At 59.1% G+C, this 15,559-nt stretch carries 11 protein-coding genes; 5 read left to right on the forward strand and 6 right to left on the reverse strand.

Annotation, left to right across the window (positions count from 1 at the left end; all coding sequences use genetic code 11):
* Nucleotide 1: 1 nt before the first annotated feature.
* The 3 genes from VJ651_RS14405 to VJ651_RS14415 all read right to left on the reverse strand — a co-directional run bounded on the left by VJ651_RS14405 (nt 2) and on the right by VJ651_RS14415 (nt 3,904).
* Entirely contained in the window at nt 2–547 is a 546-nt protein-coding gene (locus VJ651_RS14405; protein WP_324108118.1) for a gluconokinase, read from the reverse strand.
* 98 nt (nt 548–645) lie between these two features.
* A complete protein-coding gene (locus tag VJ651_RS14410; protein ID WP_324108119.1) occupies nt 646–1,677 on the reverse strand; it encodes a LacI family DNA-binding transcriptional regulator in 1,032 nt (343 codons plus the stop codon).
* A 265-nt stretch (nt 1,678–1,942) separates the two neighbouring features.
* Nucleotides 1,943–3,904: a PhoX family protein gene (locus VJ651_RS14415; protein ID WP_324108120.1), complete on the reverse strand. Its 1,962-nt coding sequence runs from the start codon at nt 3,902–3,904 to the stop codon at nt 1,943–1,945.
* A 428-nt stretch (nt 3,905–4,332) separates the two neighbouring features.
* Here VJ651_RS14415 and pstS point away from each other — a divergent pair, with 428 nt between their 5' ends.
* Nucleotides 4,333–5,370: a phosphate ABC transporter substrate-binding protein PstS gene (gene pstS / locus VJ651_RS14420; RefSeq protein WP_324108121.1), complete on the forward strand. Its 1,038-nt coding sequence runs from the start codon at nt 4,333–4,335 to the stop codon at nt 5,368–5,370.
* 570 nt (nt 5,371–5,940) lie between these two features.
* On the opposite strand, the gene VJ651_RS14425 is transcribed toward pstS, so the two are convergent.
* Nucleotides 5,941–7,020 (reverse strand): porin, encoded by a 1,080-nt coding sequence (locus tag VJ651_RS14425; RefSeq protein ID WP_324108122.1) that lies wholly within the window; start codon nt 7,018–7,020, stop codon nt 5,941–5,943.
* A gap of 1,038 nt (nt 7,021–8,058) precedes the next feature.
* On the opposite strand from VJ651_RS14425, the gene VJ651_RS14430 reads away from it, so the two are divergent.
* Nucleotides 8,059–9,615, forward strand: coding sequence for an AarF/UbiB family protein (locus tag VJ651_RS14430; protein ID WP_324108123.1), 1,557 nt, complete (start codon nt 8,059–8,061; stop codon nt 9,613–9,615).
* An 18-nt stretch (nt 9,616–9,633) separates the two neighbouring features.
* Here VJ651_RS14430 and VJ651_RS14435 read toward each other — a convergent pair whose 3' ends face one another.
* A complete protein-coding gene (locus VJ651_RS14435) occupies nt 9,634–10,689 on the reverse strand; it encodes a GlxA family transcriptional regulator (protein ID WP_324108124.1) in 1,056 nt (351 codons plus the stop codon).
* A gap of 209 nt (nt 10,690–10,898) precedes the next feature.
* Here VJ651_RS14435 and VJ651_RS14440 point away from each other — a divergent pair, with 209 nt between their 5' ends.
* Nucleotides 10,899–12,311, forward strand: a complete 1,413-nt coding sequence (locus VJ651_RS14440; protein ID WP_324108125.1) for an MmgE/PrpD family protein — start codon at nt 10,899–10,901, stop codon at nt 12,309–12,311.
* On the opposite strand, the gene VJ651_RS14445 is transcribed toward VJ651_RS14440, so the two are convergent.
* The gene (locus VJ651_RS14445) at nt 12,308–12,604 is read right to left on the reverse strand and encodes a hypothetical protein (protein ID WP_324108126.1); all 297 of its coding nucleotides are present in this window, start codon (nt 12,602–12,604) and stop codon (nt 12,308–12,310) included. The genes VJ651_RS14440 and VJ651_RS14445 overlap by 4 nt on opposite strands.
* 326 nt (nt 12,605–12,930) lie before the next feature.
* Here VJ651_RS14445 and VJ651_RS14450 point away from each other — a divergent pair, with 326 nt between their 5' ends.
* A complete protein-coding gene (locus VJ651_RS14450; RefSeq protein ID WP_349254715.1) occupies nt 12,931–14,523 on the forward strand; it encodes an ABC transporter substrate-binding protein in 1,593 nt (530 codons plus the stop codon).
* Nucleotides 14,524–14,580: 57 nt separating this feature from the next.
* Nucleotides 14,581–15,558 carry an ABC transporter permease gene (locus VJ651_RS14455; RefSeq protein ID WP_324108127.1) on the forward strand — a complete coding sequence of 326 codons (978 nt, stop codon included), beginning with the start codon at nt 14,581–14,583 and terminating at the stop codon, nt 15,556–15,558.
* Nucleotide 15,559 lies beyond the last annotated feature (1 nt).

A 15,559-nucleotide genomic window follows, 5' to 3' on the forward strand; every position in this document is an offset into this window, starting at 1 on the left:
GTCATGCCTTGCCGTGATGGTCGAGGACGCGCTGCACGATGTCGTCCGGCGCGAGCCGGATGTCGAGTTCCATGCCGGTTTCGCCGCCGGCCAGCGGTTCGAGGTCGCGCAGCTGGCTGTCGAGCAGCGACACCGGCATGAAATGGTTGGGCCGGGCTCGCATCCGCTCCTCGATCAGACCGCGCTCGCCCGTCAGGTGGATAAAGATGAGCCCGGGATCGCTTTGGCGAAGCAGGTCGCGGTAGCTACGCTTGAGCGCGGAACATGACAGCACCAGGCCGCGCGATTCTTCGTGCGCGGCGGCGATCTCCGTGCCGAGGGTCCGCAGCCAGTCGCGGCGGTCGTCGTCATTGAGCGGAATGCCTGCCGCCATCTTCTCGACGTTGTGCCGGGAGTGATATCGGTCGCCTTCGAGGTGGGGATAAGCCAGCCGCTCCGCCAGCCGCGCGCCAATCTCGCTCTTGCCGCAGCCGCTGACGCCCATCACGACATAACGCCTCGCATTGCCGCTTTTTTCCCGCGCCGGATCCTTGAGCTTTTCTTTCACATTCAACCTTGTTGTTAGCGCTAACATTTATGCGAATTTTAACGCCTGTTCCGGGCATGTAAAGAAAAATCGATTGTGCTTTGCAGCAGAAACGGGCGTCAGGTGCTTTCGCGCGCCATCAGCGTGTAACCGAGGTCGATTCTGCGGTGTTCCGGCCTCTCGCCCTCGATCAGCCGCTTGAGCAGGCTTGCTGATTCGTAGCCGATCCGGTAACGTGGAGTGGCAATGGTCGTGACGGATGGGTTCATCCATGCCGATGCCGGCAGGTCATTGAATCCGCAGATTGCCAGTTTGCGGGGAATCGCGATGCCGCGCCGCTGGCACTGGTAGATCGCGCCGTAGGCAAGGTCATCGTTGCAGCAGAACACGGCGTCGCAATCTGGGGCAACCGCAAGCAGGCGGCCAACCAGCTCGGCGCCGAGCGCGATCGTCGACGGATCGGGCACCAGGATTTCCCGGCGCGCGTCGTACAGCCCTGCCTCGCGCAAGGCGTGGCGATAGCCCTCGGCGCGCTTGATGGTACGTTCGTCGAGTTGCGACGCGATGAAGCCGATGCGGCGGTAGCCCTTTTCCAGTAGGTGACGCGTAATGGTGGCGCCCGCATCGAATTGCGAAAGCCCGACTGAATACCGATCTGGATCGTCGGAGAGGTCCATCATCGACACGGTCGGAACGCGGGAGGCGGCCAGCATCTGGCGCACCTTGTCGCTCTGCGTCAGTCCGGTCAGGATCACGCCATCCGGATTGGACTGCAGGTGGATGTTGACCAGCTTTTCCTCCTCCGCGTCGGAATAACGCGTATTGCCGATGAGCACCTGATAGCCCTCCGCATCCACCGCATCCTGGATGCCGGCAAGCACATCGGTGAAGACTGCGTTGGAAAGCGAAGGGATCAGCACGGCGATCACATGCGAACGTGCCGAAGCAAGCGAGCGAGCGGCACGGTTCGGCACGTAGCCAAGACTTGCGATCGCCTTTTCGATTTGGGCGCGCAGCTCAGGCGTGACCAGTTCCGGCCGCGTAATGGCCCGCGAGGCAGTCATGGTGGAAACGCCGACTGCGCGCGCGACATCCGCCAGTGTGACGCGTTGGTGCGAGCGGCCGCGTTGAGGGCTGTTGGACTTGGGCATGTATCGAAGACAATACAATTGATAGCGCTATCTATGATAGCCGTGAATCATGCCTGCCGCGTAACAATTTTCCGCGACCAGGGCTCTTGCCTTCGATACAGAAAATATCGATTCCGGCAATCGGAGCATCACGCGCGCATGTCGGTTCTTCCGTTTTCGGGGCATGCCTGGGAGAGCTTGTGCCGGCAATTCACACTGCATGAGAACAGAGAACCCGTGCGGGGAGATTCCGTATGGGTTCTGCCGCTCGCGATGAGTTTTGGGTTTATCCCAAGGTCGGCAACCCGGTCAGGTATCCGACGGCAGCACCTTGCAGATTGCGATAGTTCTGCTTTTCGAGCGGGTCTAGCGTTGCATAGACCTTCGAATGCAGGCCGCCGGTGACATTGCCGTTTGCATCCCTGGTCAGTTCCCAATCGCCGGGGTGCTGGAAGTTGCTCATGATGTAGGCGAAACCGTTGATGTCGTCCACTGCGTGCAGACCGGTCGATTCGGCGCCGGCCGGGCACGACATCACGCGCGAAAGAAGCTTCGTGTCCACGTTGTAGGCCCACAGGAAGTTGTTGACATGCAGGCCGCTGTCTTCGCCGATGAAGAGTGTGCGCAGCTTTTCTGAAAACTTGATGTTGTCCGGATTGGCGATCTTGTCCGGATTGGCAAGATTGCCGAGCGCATCAGGCGCCGAAAGGTCTTCGCCAAGCAGGAGCGCTGCCATGTCCACCGGCACCCATTGGCTGTCGATCGCCGCGCCCGTATCGTCAGTCTGCCCGCCCTTCAGGTTCAACGCATAGATGGCGCCGGCGTTCGGGCCTTGCACCGAGATGCCGCCCGAGCCGTTTTTCATTGCCGCCTGTATATAGCTCATTGCCAGATAGGCGATCTTGTCTCTTGCATTGACGGTGGTGCCCTCCATCTTGGTGAAACCCAGGCTGCCGCCCTTGAATGCGGCGTAGCGATGGGTTTCGAGGAAGGCGGCGGCTTTTTCCTTGCCCGGCATGAATTTGACCCAGTTGCTCTTCCCGCTGAACGCAATCCTCGTGTAGCTCGCATCCGAAGGATCCGCGGTCTTGACGTCAAGGATATCGGCAGCGCCCAGGGTATCGGCCAATGTCTTGATCTCGGCGCTGGTCGCCTTGCCCAATTTGATCCAGCCGAGATCGGCCGAGCCGCCGTTTTCGGCAGTCTTTTGATTCCACTTCGCGACATACAAGGTGCCGCTGCTCAGATCACGGGCAGCGTCTGCGATGAACATGAACAGGCCGCCGTTGGTCGCGTCGTCGCCCATCAGCACGGTGCGCTCATCCGGCATGACCTGCACCAGCTCATGCGAGATACGTCCCAGGCAATAGTGTTTCCTGATGCTGCCGGTGCCGTCGGGATTGACGGTCACCTCCGGCAGATGCCCGTAGTGATACGGGTTTGCCCGGGTCGGGTCGCCGTACAGGTTTTGACTGAACGCCTGGAATTGCGCGTTCGTCGCGATCGCAGTCGCATCCGGTTCATACTCCTCGCTGGAGAGATGAGTATTCCACGGGGAGCGGCTTGCGCCGCAGGTGATCCACAGGCCATGGACCGCGCTGGTGTCAACGTTCGAGTACTTCACCAGACTGAGTCTGCCGGTCGTCTTGTTCTGATCCAGTGTCAGCACCGCGATCGGCGATGGCAGGCGGCCGTACATCGAGTTGCCGGCTGCGTCGCGGCTGGTGTATTCGAACTGCACGACGGCGAATACCGTGTTGCCGCTGACGCCTGCGACCGCGGGATTGGAAAGAGTCAGCAGGGACGATCCGTCAGGGCAGTCCGAATAAAACTGCGGATTGCCAGCAGCCGACTTGTCCGCGATCGGCTGATTATTGATGTCATAGTAACCGCCGCTCAGTGTCGTTCCGCCCGTCCCGTTCGGCACTTGCCCGCCAGTGATGAAAAACGTCTCATATGCCAGCGCATAATTTTGCTTCGTGCCATCGCTGTAGCTGGCCGTCAAGCTTGAGGCAACGGTGGTCGTCGCCATGGCGGCGGCATTTGCCAGCGTCGGCGCAGCCATGCCGTTGAACGATGCCGCGCTGAACGTCACAGAAGCAAGATCTGTCGACGCGATCGCTGCCGAGCTGCCACCGCAGGCGGCCAGGAGAAAGGACGTGCCACTGCCAGCCGCAAGCGGCAAGAGCGGGGCGCCGGACAAGGCTTTGAGAATGCGGCGACGTGAAAGATCGAGAGACGTGCTCATCGTTTTTTTTCCTTTGATTGTTTGTCGGTGAAGGCACGCAATCTGCTCGCTCGTCATGCGGCAAGCAGCATTCAGCGTGCATATCAAGCATCAGAAACGAGCGCACCAGCTTGTCCGGATGCGGCTCGCGTAAAAATGATAGTCAGCCAGTGTGACGTGAGAGTGACATCGGTGTCTTGCCGGCGTGCCGCGCTTGGAAAGGGGAGGGAGGGCGAGGTGCGCGATCAGCGCTCTCCAGATAACGCGGAGCTTGACCTCACGCCGTCGAGCTTTCTATCACGCCGCGCAAGGAATTCGTGCTGTTGCGAATTGCGGAATATCGACGCCGCATTCAATCGGATCTTGGTTCTGCCGCGTCACCGGCTTGTCATATTCACTCGCTAGAGTGGAGATCCTTCCACTCGTATATTTTTTTAGGAGTTCTGCGAATGAATGTGCTTTTCAAATCCACACTTGCCGCTTTCGGAGTGGCGCTGACGTTGTCGAATGCTCTCGCCGGCGATATTACCGGCGCGGGCGCCACCTTCCCTTATCCGATCTATGCAAAATGGGCTGCTACCTATAAAAGTGCAAGCGGCACTGGACTGAACTACCAGTCGATCGGTTCGGGTGGTGGCATCAAGCAGATCAAGGCAAAGACGGTGGATTTCGGAGCGTCAGACATGCCCTTGCACGCCGAGGATCTTGAGAAAGACGGCTTGATGCAGTTCCCGGCGATCATGGGCGGGGTTGTCCCGGTAGTAAACCTGGAAGGGATCAAACCGGGGCAGCTAAAATTGACAGGGCGCGTCATAGCAGACATTTACCTGGGCAAGATCACGAAGTGGGCTCATCCCGACATCGTTGCGCTTAACCCGGGCGTAAAGCTGCCGACCGATGACATCGCGGTGGTCCATCGCGCCGATGGTTCCGGCACATCCTTTCTGTGGACCGACTTCCTGAGCAAGTCCAGCACTGACTTCAAGAACACCGTTGGCTCCGGCACCGCGGTGAAATGGCCGGTTGGCGTAGGCGGGAAAGGCAACGAAGGCGTCGCGGCAAACGTTCAGCGGATCAAGGCATCGATCGGCTATGTTGAATATGCATACGCAAAGAAAAACAATATGCAGCATACGCAATTGCAGAATCTGGATGGCCAGTTTGTGCAACCGGACGACGCGACATTCAAGGCCGCCGCTGCCGGCGCCGAGTGGACGAAAACGCCGGGCTTCGCGGTTGTATTGACGAATCAGCCCGGCAAGGCCAGCTGGCCGATTACCGGCGCATCTTTCATTTTGATGCACAAGGCGCAAGCGGATGCGGCGAAGGCGAAAGAAGCGCTCAAGTTCTTCGACTGGGCGTACAAGAACGGTGGCGCAATGGCTGCTGAGCTGGACTATGTTGCGATGCCGGCAGCCGTGGTCAAGCTGGTGGAAGATGCGTGGAAAACGCAGCTGAAGGACCAGGCTGGCAAAACCATCTGGTAATCCAGTACCTCCTTGATGCAAGCGCCTTCCGGCGACCTCGGTCGCAGGAAGACGTTTTGCGCTTCGCATGCGGCGAGAAACCGTCCGATCATTGAATACCCGATGAAGATTATTTTCTGCGGCCTGCATGAGGTCATGTCGCGGTAACAATGCGCTTGTATGATCTCTTCCAACTGCTGTACATGCAAACGATATGCATGACGGCAGGCAGGTACGCCACCAGGTCCGCACAGAAGCGGGGTGGTGTACCGACCACCCCGCCTCCGCCTGCCCGCATTCTTGAATGAATGCATCTCTCACAGGTATTGACGACATGTTCTGATGTTCCGCGTCGGGCGCATCGGGTCACATGAGGATGGATCTTTGATCTGGACGAATCAGGTGTCTGGCGTTCAAACTTCGATTCCGTATCGGCTGCTGTCTCGCATACTGGCATCCGTCTCAACGTTCCGATAGCACCTTGCGAATGGCATTCTTATAACAAGGTGTGCTGCGACTTGCATGAAAAAAGGCGCGCCGTTTTGAACAGCGCGCCTTTTGTATTCGCAGCGGGCGCATGCCCGCGGCACCTTAGAAGCGGTGGCGGACACCGACCATGAAGGTTGAGGGATCAGCGCCTGCGGACGCTGCACCGTTCAATGTGGCGCCCGCGTCATTCGTGGTGCGAGCATACATGGTGTACAGGTTCGTGCGCTTGGACAGGTTGTGGAGGTAGCCCAGTGCGATCTGATTGGCGTCGCGGCTGGTACCGCCGGTACCGGCGATATCGTCGCGACGCAGGATGTACGAAGCCAGGATCGTGCCTGCGCCAACCGGTGCGCTAACGCCGATCATTGCGTCATCACGATCAAGATTGGTTACGCCTGCGGCGCTTTCTCCCTTGGTCCGGGAATACGCGGCATGCAGTTTCGCGACACCGAAATCATAGGTACCGCCCAGCATGGTGGTTTTCGCGTCGCCAGCCGGAGTTGCCGGAAACGCGGTCGCGGTACCGCCGCCAAGCAGGTTTTGCTTGTGATAAGCGACGACGATGTTGAGCGGGCCGTTGGCGTAGCCGCCCGACACACCGATTTGACGGCCGGCCGAATTGTCACCTGCGATCTCGCCGAAGCTGTATGCAAGCTGGCCTGAGAAGCCGCCGATATTCGCAGTCGTATAGTTCAGCGTATTGTCAGTGCGCTCGCCATGCACATTGAATACGTTGGCAGCATTGCCCGCACCCCCGAGGCCAAAGGGATCGATGCTTTCGAGGGCGACGCGAATGGGGGCATACTGGCGGCCGAGCTTGACGGCGCCAAAACGGCCGGACAGACCGACGAACGCCTGGCGACCAAACAGCCGAGTCAGCGCCGGCGTGCTCGTACTGGCGGCAATGCCTTGGCCCAGCGAGCCATCGTCAATATTGAATCCGGTTTCCAAAGTGAAGAGGGCGGACAGGCCGCCGCCGAGGTCTTCGCTGCCTTTGAAGCCGATGCGGCTGCCGGACTGCAGGCCACTGTCGAGGCCCCATGTCTTGCTGTTCGTCGATGCACCGTTGTCGCGATAGCGAATGCCTGCGTCGGCGACGCCATAAATCGTCACGTTTGTCTGCGCCGAAGCGGCGCCTGCGAATACGCCAAATACAGCAATGGCGAGAAGCGATTTTTTCATTGTGGAGTTTCCCAGGTAGATACGGTTTCTTTGACGCCTACAAGTTAATGGCAACTAAATAGACAGGCAGGATTCTGCTCAGGAGAAATTACCGCGTGATGACAAATCGTATGGCGTAGCTTCAACCGAACTGCGGCGAGGTGTACAAAAAAGCCCGCTTGCCTTTCGGCATCGGGCCGACTTGATCTCAAGAAGCGATGATGTAACGTAACTATAAAAGACGAATGAAAAGTGGCGCGAAGATGACGTCTGATGAAGCGTCAAGCGATTAACGCGATGACTTCTCCAAACTCGACTGTCTGATAGGGCAGCAGTGAGCCAGTGATTGCTTGGAGGAGTTGGATGCCGACATGAAGGGCGGACCTTTGCTCATGGCTGTGAATGAGGGGCGGTGAGGATTTGTTTCCTAGGGTCGGAAATTGTTGCTACCGAATGCAGCACAACATCACCCTTGCAATCTGGGGTCATCAACACGCCGGGCTTGTCGGGCGCCCGCAGCGCAAAATGACGGAAGAGTGGTAATCTCGCTAGTCGGCTCGCTATGACGCGTCTGAGAGTAGAAGTTATAAAAGGCTATGGTGCAAGGAAAAAAAGATCAGTGCCCATCTTGCAGTCAATATGCAGGCGTTCCTCTTGTCTGGGGTGATCCTGACGATGAAACCTGGAAAGCTTCGCGACGTGGCGAGGTGGTTTTGGCCGGCTGCGTGATCCAGCCAATTGGCGGGGCGGTCCCCGACTATGCTTGTTTGAATTGTTGTCATCGTTGGGCATCGCAAGACGATGTTCCGGAGCGCTCCTAGAACCCATTTCAGCGGATACCGGTGAGGGGTTCGGCAACGCGTGTCGATGAGCGCAAAAAAAGCCCGCGAACCATGCGGCTGCGGGCAAGACTTTCATCAGTAGGGAGGGAACTGACGGAGCCACTTTACTCGGATCGCCGTCGTCTCTCTGCAACAATTACAACTGTTTACCTCGAACACACTACGATACATTCGGCTACCTGCCGACAGATGCCCGGATGCTGGCCGGGCACATCAAGTGCGACCGCTGACCGGACTAGAATTGGGAGTGAGCGGTTACAGTACCCGCGGGGACTCCCGGAGCCAGCATGAAGGAGGCATCATGCTGCACGACGAATTGCTCGAATCGATCGGCTTGCACCAATTGCTCCCTTCATCGCTCGCGCCATGGCGGCCACTGCTGGTCGACGGCATGGCATTCTTTCTCGGGAATTTGCCGGCCCATCGACAGGAAGAAATATTGGCGCGCCAGTTGGCGCTTCCCGCGCGCGCCGATGCACCGATTCGTCTGGCGGCACTGCTCGTGCAGTGCCCCACCTTACACAAGCTGGGGCAGGTGCTGGCGCGCAACCGGCGGCTTCCCGAGGAGCTGCGGTTCCAATTGCAGAAGCTGGAGTCGATGCCGCCCACCACGCCAATGGAGCCGGTTCTGGCCCGGCTTCACGATGAACTGTCCAATGATCCGCCGGTGATCATTGCGCAGGAGGCCCTGGCCGAGGGCAGCGTCGCGGTGATTGTGCCGTTCACCTACAGGGAAAACGGGCAGGTGCGCGACGGCGTGTTCAAGGTGCTCAAAGCGGGGATCGAGCAGAAGTTCGACGAAGAGATCGCGGTGTGGGGTGCGTTGGGAACGTTTCTGGAAGAGCGTGGCCGGAGTTTGGGCCTGCCCGCCCTGGACTATCGGCGTACCCTCGACAGCGTGCGCAAACTGCTGACCAATGAAATCCACTTGCGGGTTGAGCAGCTCAACATGCGCGCGGCACGCGCATTCTATGCGCACGATCCGCGCATCCTTGTACCCCGCCTGCTGCCGTGGTGCACGCCGCGAGTGACCGCGATGGAACGGATTTTCGGCGTAAAAGTGACCGACGCACGGCTATCCAGGCTGCGCCGCGCCGACCTGGCATCGACCCTTGTTTCCACCTTGGTGGCGCAGCCGTTCTGGAGTGTCGCGCAGTCAGCTACGTTTCACGCCGATCTCCATGCGGGAAACCTGTTCGCGACGGACGACGGACGGCTGGCGGTGTTGGACTGGAGTCTGACGCTGCGCCTCTCGAAGGCCGACCGGGGCTCGCTTGTGTCCATCCTCCTCGGAGGCTTGACGTTGGACGGGGAACGCATTCGCAAGGCGGTGGCGGCACTCGGGACGATCGCGGCGAACGATCCGATACTTGAGCGCACGGTTGAGCGGGCACTCGACCGGGTAGCATTTCAAGGGCGCTTTCCGGGATTCGACTGGGTACTGGATTTTCTGGACGAGCTTGCACTAACGACTGCAACCGGATTCCGGGAGGATTTTGTGCTGTTCCGGAAGACGTGGTTTTCGCTTTCCGACGTGATTGGTGACATGGTGGGCGCATATTTGCCCGACATTCCCTTGCTGATGGCAGGACTGACCCGATTTATCGCCGAATTGCCCGAGCGATTGTTTTCCCGCCCCGAGTCGACCTGCAATTCGACGCATCTCTCCAACTCCGACATGATGCAGGCCGGCGCTTCGGTATGGCTGATTCCAGGGCGCTACTTGGCAAGATGCTGGCAGGTTCCCGCGCCGCGTGAATTCTTGCCTACATGATGCGGGCCGCGCCCGAATTCAGTCAACGTCTTCGACCTTCCAGTGCACACGGCGCGAGCGAAGCGCGAATCGCGCCCGGTAGGCGTACGGAGTCATTCCGGTTTCGGCGCGGAACAGCCGTCGGAAGGAAGCCACATCGGAGTAGCCGCAGGCGAGGGCGATGGTGTGCACCGTCTGCAGGGTGACTTCCAGCAGCATTTTCGCTCGTTCGACCCGAAGCTTGTGCAGGTAGTCGAGCGGGCTCATGCCCGTCACTTCCTGGAAGTGACGCAACAAGGTTCGCTCGCTCGTCGCCGCCGCTTCCGCCAGCGCGGCAAGGCGATAGGGTTCGTCGATATGCGTACTGAGCCATTGCGTCGCCCGATACACCGGGCTGTCGGAAGTTTTCCGCGACCAGTTCTTGCGCGAGATGTCCCGGATGGACGCCTGGCGCTCATGCTGATAGCAAAGGAGATTGGCGCATGCTTGCGCGAGATCGGTATCGAGCAGGTGGTCAAGGATGGCGAGCATCATGTCCGTCTGTGCATCGATGGTCACGCTGACGAAAACCTTGCGATGCATTGCCACACGGTCGGTGCCGGAGAAGTCGAGGCCCGGATAGGTCCGTGCAAACCAGCTTTGAAACGCCCACGGTGCGCATATCCGCTCGCCGCTCAAGAGGCCAAGTCGGGCGGCGAATGCGAGCCCGGTATATACCGTCGCGATCCAACCGCCGGCGACCGCGTGTTGATGGAGCATTTCCAGAGCCAGAGGATTGGCGTCGGTGATTTCTCCGAGGTGCGGATTGTTGTGGCAGTGAATGGCGGGAACCAGCATCAAGGTCTGTTCAGGCCTGGGCTGGTCGGTCTCGTCGCGCGGTTCTTCGCTGGGCACGCCTGGCAGCTTCACGGGATTGCCATCGGGAGCAACAATCTGCCACGAGACCGGACTCGGCTGCTTCGGATGCTGCAGCCGGTAAATTATCGATGCCGTCTTCAGGACATCGCGCGCGTTCAGCAATGTCCCGTGCATCGCGTCCGGAAGCCAGAGCAGCTTGACGTGAAGACGGCCCGCCGAAGAGTCGAGTGATTTCATGTTGCTAATATTGGCAGTGTGACACCGGCTTGGCAAGCACCTGCGTCTCCCTGCGGCAGGCCGTATCGAAAGCGAATCGCAATACCGCGACCGCGCTATTCCGGATCGGAATGGGCAGCGGCACCTATATTCATTTTGCAAGCCTTGCCACGCTGGCGATAATGCCTTTTCAGATCTGTCGTCGAACGAACAGTCAACAAGGAGACATCGTGACAAGCGACCCGCAACGTATCCAGCTGACCCGGCGCCTGGCGAACTTTTGCGCCGACCAGGACATGCATGCACGCTATCCGGCTTCGGCCATCCTGACCGCCGAACTCGCCATTGCCGACACCGTCGGCTGCATTCTCGCTGCCGTCGACGACCCCGCCGTCGTCAAGCTTGGGCTGACGATACCCGACGAACCCTCCGGCCCGTCCAGAAGATCGAACTCGGTGCGCCACGCGTTCCCGGTCTCGGCACGCGATGCAGCTGCGGTCAACGGCTGCGCCGCCCACGCGCTGGACTTTGACGACAACGTCCTGCCGGCGGTTATCCACTCCAGCGCCATTCTGGTCCCCGCCCTGTTCGCACTGGCCGACGAAATCCATGCGCCGGGCGCCGACATCGTTCGCGCGTTCATCGTCGGGATGGAGGTCAACGCGCAGATCGGCAGACTCGTCAATCCGAGACATCATGAATCGGGGTGGCACACGATCTCGACCATCGGGCTCATCGGCGCGGCTGCGGCGTGCGCCGCATTGATGAAACTCGACAGCGACCAGGCCGGACATGCGATGAGCCTCGCCTTCAGCAAGGCCGGCGGCAGCAAGCTTCAGTTCGGATCGGAAGCCAAACCGATGCAATGCGGATTCTCGGCCGAGGGCGGCGTGTGGGCCGCGCAACTGGCGCGGCAGGGATTCGAGGGGAACCGCGAAGTGTTGCAGGGAAAATGGTCTTTTCAGGATCTGTACGCGGGTTGTCGTAGCGACGATATATTCGAGCCGGTGATGTTTCCGGACGCGCTGCTTGCCATTGATGAATATCCGCCGGTGGCCAAGCTCTATCCGTGCTGCGGATCGGCGCATCTTGGCATCGGCGCGCTGCTTGAACTGCGCGACAAGCACCGGTTTGCCTTGCAGGACATCGAACGGATCGATGTTCACATGCAAAAAGTGATGACGGAAAATGTACGGTACAAGGTGCCGCTCGATGAAAAAGAGGCGCGCTTCAGCATGCCGTATTGCGCGGCCGTTTCGCTGGTGCACGGCATTCCGCGCTTGTCCCATTTCATGCCGGAAGCCGTTTCGCAACCCGACCCGATGGTGGCGCGGCTCATGCCGCTGGTGCACACCTTCGTGCGCGATCCTACCGAGGGCACGCGCAAGCTGCCGTTCGGCGGTGACTGTTACGTCGAGATCCGGTTGAAGGACGGCGAGGTATTGAAACAGATCGCCGAATACCCGAAGGGCTGTACCGACAATCCCCTCACCGTGGAAGAGCGGCGTATCAAGTTCCTCGACTGCGCGGCTACGCGACTGGAGGAAGCCCGGGCGGCGCAATTGTATTCCAGCGTTGGGACGCTGTTCCGCACTGAGTCGATTGCCGATATCACGTCGGCGTTGAGGATGCCGCGCTCTTAGCTTGCAGTTGCGGCGTCTCTGCCGCATCGTGCCTGCAGGATGAAGAGCAAGACCAAACCGTGCTCTTTACCCTGCAAGCAATTCAATCCAAAACCCCACCAGAATTTTTCCCTCCTGTCTCTGGCGAAGCGCAGCCTTCGCACTCCCATCCCCGTTCCAAAACGTCTCTTCCAGTGCCCTTGGTGCAGCCGGCATGCCGTGCGTCGCCGGCACAGCGTGGATGCGTTCACCGTGTGCAATTGCAGCAATTTTGCGGCGGTTCCGGCACCAATGATGGCGGAATAGGCATTCATGAAAAAAATTTCCCGGGATTAGAATCCGTCTCACTGAATCACAAAAAAAACAAGGAGACGTGTTGGATTGCGGCGTTCCGGGTTCGAAACCGGACTGCTTGCTGTTGCCGGCTTGTTCTGCGCAATTACCGGTGTTGATCCAACGAAGTGGCGCGCATGAGTGAGGAAACGAACTCAAGGATCAGCGTCAGATCGTCCACGAGACGAATGCAAGCCTGCAGCAGTTGCTGCCCTCTCGTCCCCTTGTGCAAAAGGTTCGTTTGAACCTGCAAGCACCTATGGCAATGCATAGGCTCCGATGATGTACATCATGGATGGGAGAAACAATGAAACTCACTCGTGTCGCGCACCACTTCAAGCGCTTCGCCGCTGCGGCCGGTCTTGCTGCTATCAGCATGGCCACGCATGCCACCGACTTTTCCATGGCGATCAGCTCGCCGCCAACCTCGATCGACCCTCACTTTCACGCCAATACGCCAAACTTCGTCGTGTCGGCACACATGTTCGAAGCGCTCGTCAAAATGAACGAGGACAGTACGCCCGTCCCCGGGCTGGCAGAATCCTGGAAACTGATCGACGACTTGACCTGGGAATTCAAGTTACGCAAGGGAGTGAAGTTCCACGACGGTTCCGAATTCACCGCGCAGGATGCGGTCTGGTCGCTGGATCGCCCGGCGACCGTGGTGAACAGCCTCGGAAAATATGACATGTTCACGAGATCGATCGCCGCCAAGAAGATCGTCGATCCGTACACGATCCGGCTGACCACGCACGAACCGTATCCTTTGCTTCCGCGCGACCTGGCGGCCGTGGTCATCGTGTCGAAAAAAGCGACGGAAGGACTCAAGTCAGAGGACTTCGCAAGCGGCAAGGGAATGATAGGGACCGGTCCGTTCAAGTTTGTTCGCTATCAGCGCAACGACCGCATCGTGATGGAGCGAAATGAAAACTACTGGGGACCCAAGCCCGCATGGGATAAAGTCTCGCTGCGTTTCATTTCGAATAATGCGACCCGTCTCGCCGCGCTTCTGGCCGGGGATGTCCAGGCGATAGAGGCGGTGCCGACCGCGGACTTGCCGAAAGTGCGGACAGACAGCAATCTGCAACTCTATTCAAAGATCTCGCATCGACTGATCTATCTGTTCGCGGATTCCACGCGCGACAAGTCGCCCTACGTCACGGATTCCAGCGGCAAGATCCTGGAACACAATCCCCTGAAAGATCGCCGGGTGCGGGCCGCCCTCAGTATGGCCGTCAATCGCGAAGCGATCAGAGACCGAGTCATGCAAGGCATGGCGGTACCGGCGGGCAACCTCGTTCCGATTCGGTTCTTTGGATACAACCCCGCGATCAAGGAAACCAGGTACGACCCGCAAGGCGCCAAAAAGTTGTTGGCGGAAGCCGGTTATCCCAATGGCTTCGATCTGACCTTGCACACGCCGAACAACCGCTACGTCAATGACGAAAAGATTGCGCAGACCATCGCACAGATGTGGGCGAAGATCGGTGTCAATACCCGTGTCGAGTCCCAGCCGGTCGCGGTATTCGCGGCCCAGTCCTCGCCCAAGAAGAATGCCTACTCGGTGGGTCTGTATGGATGGGGAGCAGCTACCGGAGAATCGTCGTCCGCTCTGCGTGCGATCGCTGCCTGCTACGACAGCGAAAAAGGCATGGGAAGCTCCAACAGAGGGCCTTACTGCAATCCGAAAATGGACGCGATTCTGGAAAAGGCGCTGAACACGATGGACGACAGCCAGCGCCTGAAGCTGCTGCAGGAAGCCAGTGCGGTCCTGGCCGACGACGTCGGTCTCATTCCGATTCATCACCAGGTCACGACCTGGGCCACGCGCAAGGGCATCGCCTTTACACCGCGCGCGGATGAAACAAGCTTTGCCCAGGATTTCCATCCGCAGCATTAACTTTGTCCATCGTTCGTCCGGCACGAGTCGGACGAACGTTTAAAGGGTCCGATCGTCATGCTTGTATTTATCATTCGCCGCTTGTTGCAAAGCACCGCCGTGCTGGCGGTAGTCTCGCTGTTGGTCTTCGTCGGCATTTATGCCATCGGCAACCCGGTGGACATCCTGGTCCATCCGGAAGCCACGCAAGCCGAGCGCGAAGCCATGATCGTCGCAATGGGCCTGGACAAGCCGATGTGGATGCAATATCTCGTGTTCGTCGCCAACGCGCTGCGCGGCGACCTGGGCAACTCGTTTGTCTATTCGTCGCCTGCGATCGCGCTCATCGTGGAGCGCATGCCGGCTACGCTGGAACTGGCCGTCACCGCGATCCTGATCTCGGTCGTCGCCGGGATACCGCTTGGGCTGTGGGCCGGATTGCGGCCGCATCGGTTCGCCGGACGCAGCATCATGCTGTTCTCGATACTCGGCTTTTCCCTTCCCACCTTCTGGGTGGGACTCATGGTCATCATGGTTTTCTCGGTCCAGCTCGGCTGGCTGCCTTCCAGCGGACGCGGCGCGACCACGCTGCTGCTCGGGATACCTGTGAGCTTCCTGTCCTGGGACGGCATTCGGCATCTGATCATGCCGGCACTGAACCTCGCGCTCTTCAATATCGCCATGGTTATCCGCCTGACGCGGGCGGGAACGCAGGAGGCGCTGCTGCAGGACTACGTGAAGTTTGCCCGGGCAAAAGGCCTTTCGGAAATGCGGATCATCGGCGTGCATGTGTTGAAGAACATCCTGGTCCCGATCGTCACGGTTCTGGGACTGCAGTTCGGCGCGATCATCGCTTTCGCCATCGTAACGGAATCGATCTTTGCATGGCCCGGCATGGGAAAACTGATCATCGATTCGATCATGATGCTGGACCGCCCGGTCGTGGTGGCCTATCTGATGTTGATCGTCGTGTTCTTCGTGCTGATCAACCTGATCGTCGACATCGCCTACTCGCTGCTTGATCCGCGCGTACGCCTCTCGGAAGCAAAAGGATGAA

It is taken from the genome of Noviherbaspirillum sp. (assembly GCF_035254865.1).
Lineage (GTDB): Bacteria > Pseudomonadota > Gammaproteobacteria > Burkholderiales > Burkholderiaceae_D > Noviherbaspirillum.

Excerpts from the sequence above, each read along its gene's own strand:
- VJ651_RS14455 (WP_324108127.1), top strand. The coding sequence starts at position 14,581 with ATGCTTGTATTTATCATTCGCCGCTTGTTGCAAAGCACCGCCGTGCTG.
- VJ651_RS14425 (WP_324108122.1), bottom strand. The coding sequence starts at position 7,020 with ATGAAAAAATCGCTTCTCGCCATTGCTGTATTTGGCGTATTCGCAGGC.
- VJ651_RS14435 (WP_324108124.1), bottom strand. The coding sequence starts at position 10,689 with ATGAAATCACTCGACTCTTCGGCGGGCCGTCTTCACGTCAAGCTGCTC.
- VJ651_RS14410 (WP_324108119.1), bottom strand. The coding sequence starts at position 1,677 with ATGCCCAAGTCCAACAGCCCTCAACGCGGCCGCTCGCACCAACGCGTC.
- VJ651_RS14415 (WP_324108120.1), bottom strand. The coding sequence starts at position 3,904 with ATGAGCACGTCTCTCGATCTTTCACGTCGCCGCATTCTCAAAGCCTTG.
- VJ651_RS14450 (WP_349254715.1), top strand. The coding sequence starts at position 12,931 with ATGAAACTCACTCGTGTCGCGCACCACTTCAAGCGCTTCGCCGCTGCG.
- VJ651_RS14445 (WP_324108126.1), bottom strand. The coding sequence starts at position 12,604 with ATGAATGCCTATTCCGCCATCATTGGTGCCGGAACCGCCGCAAAATTG.
- pstS (WP_324108121.1), top strand. The coding sequence starts at position 4,333 with ATGAATGTGCTTTTCAAATCCACACTTGCCGCTTTCGGAGTGGCGCTG.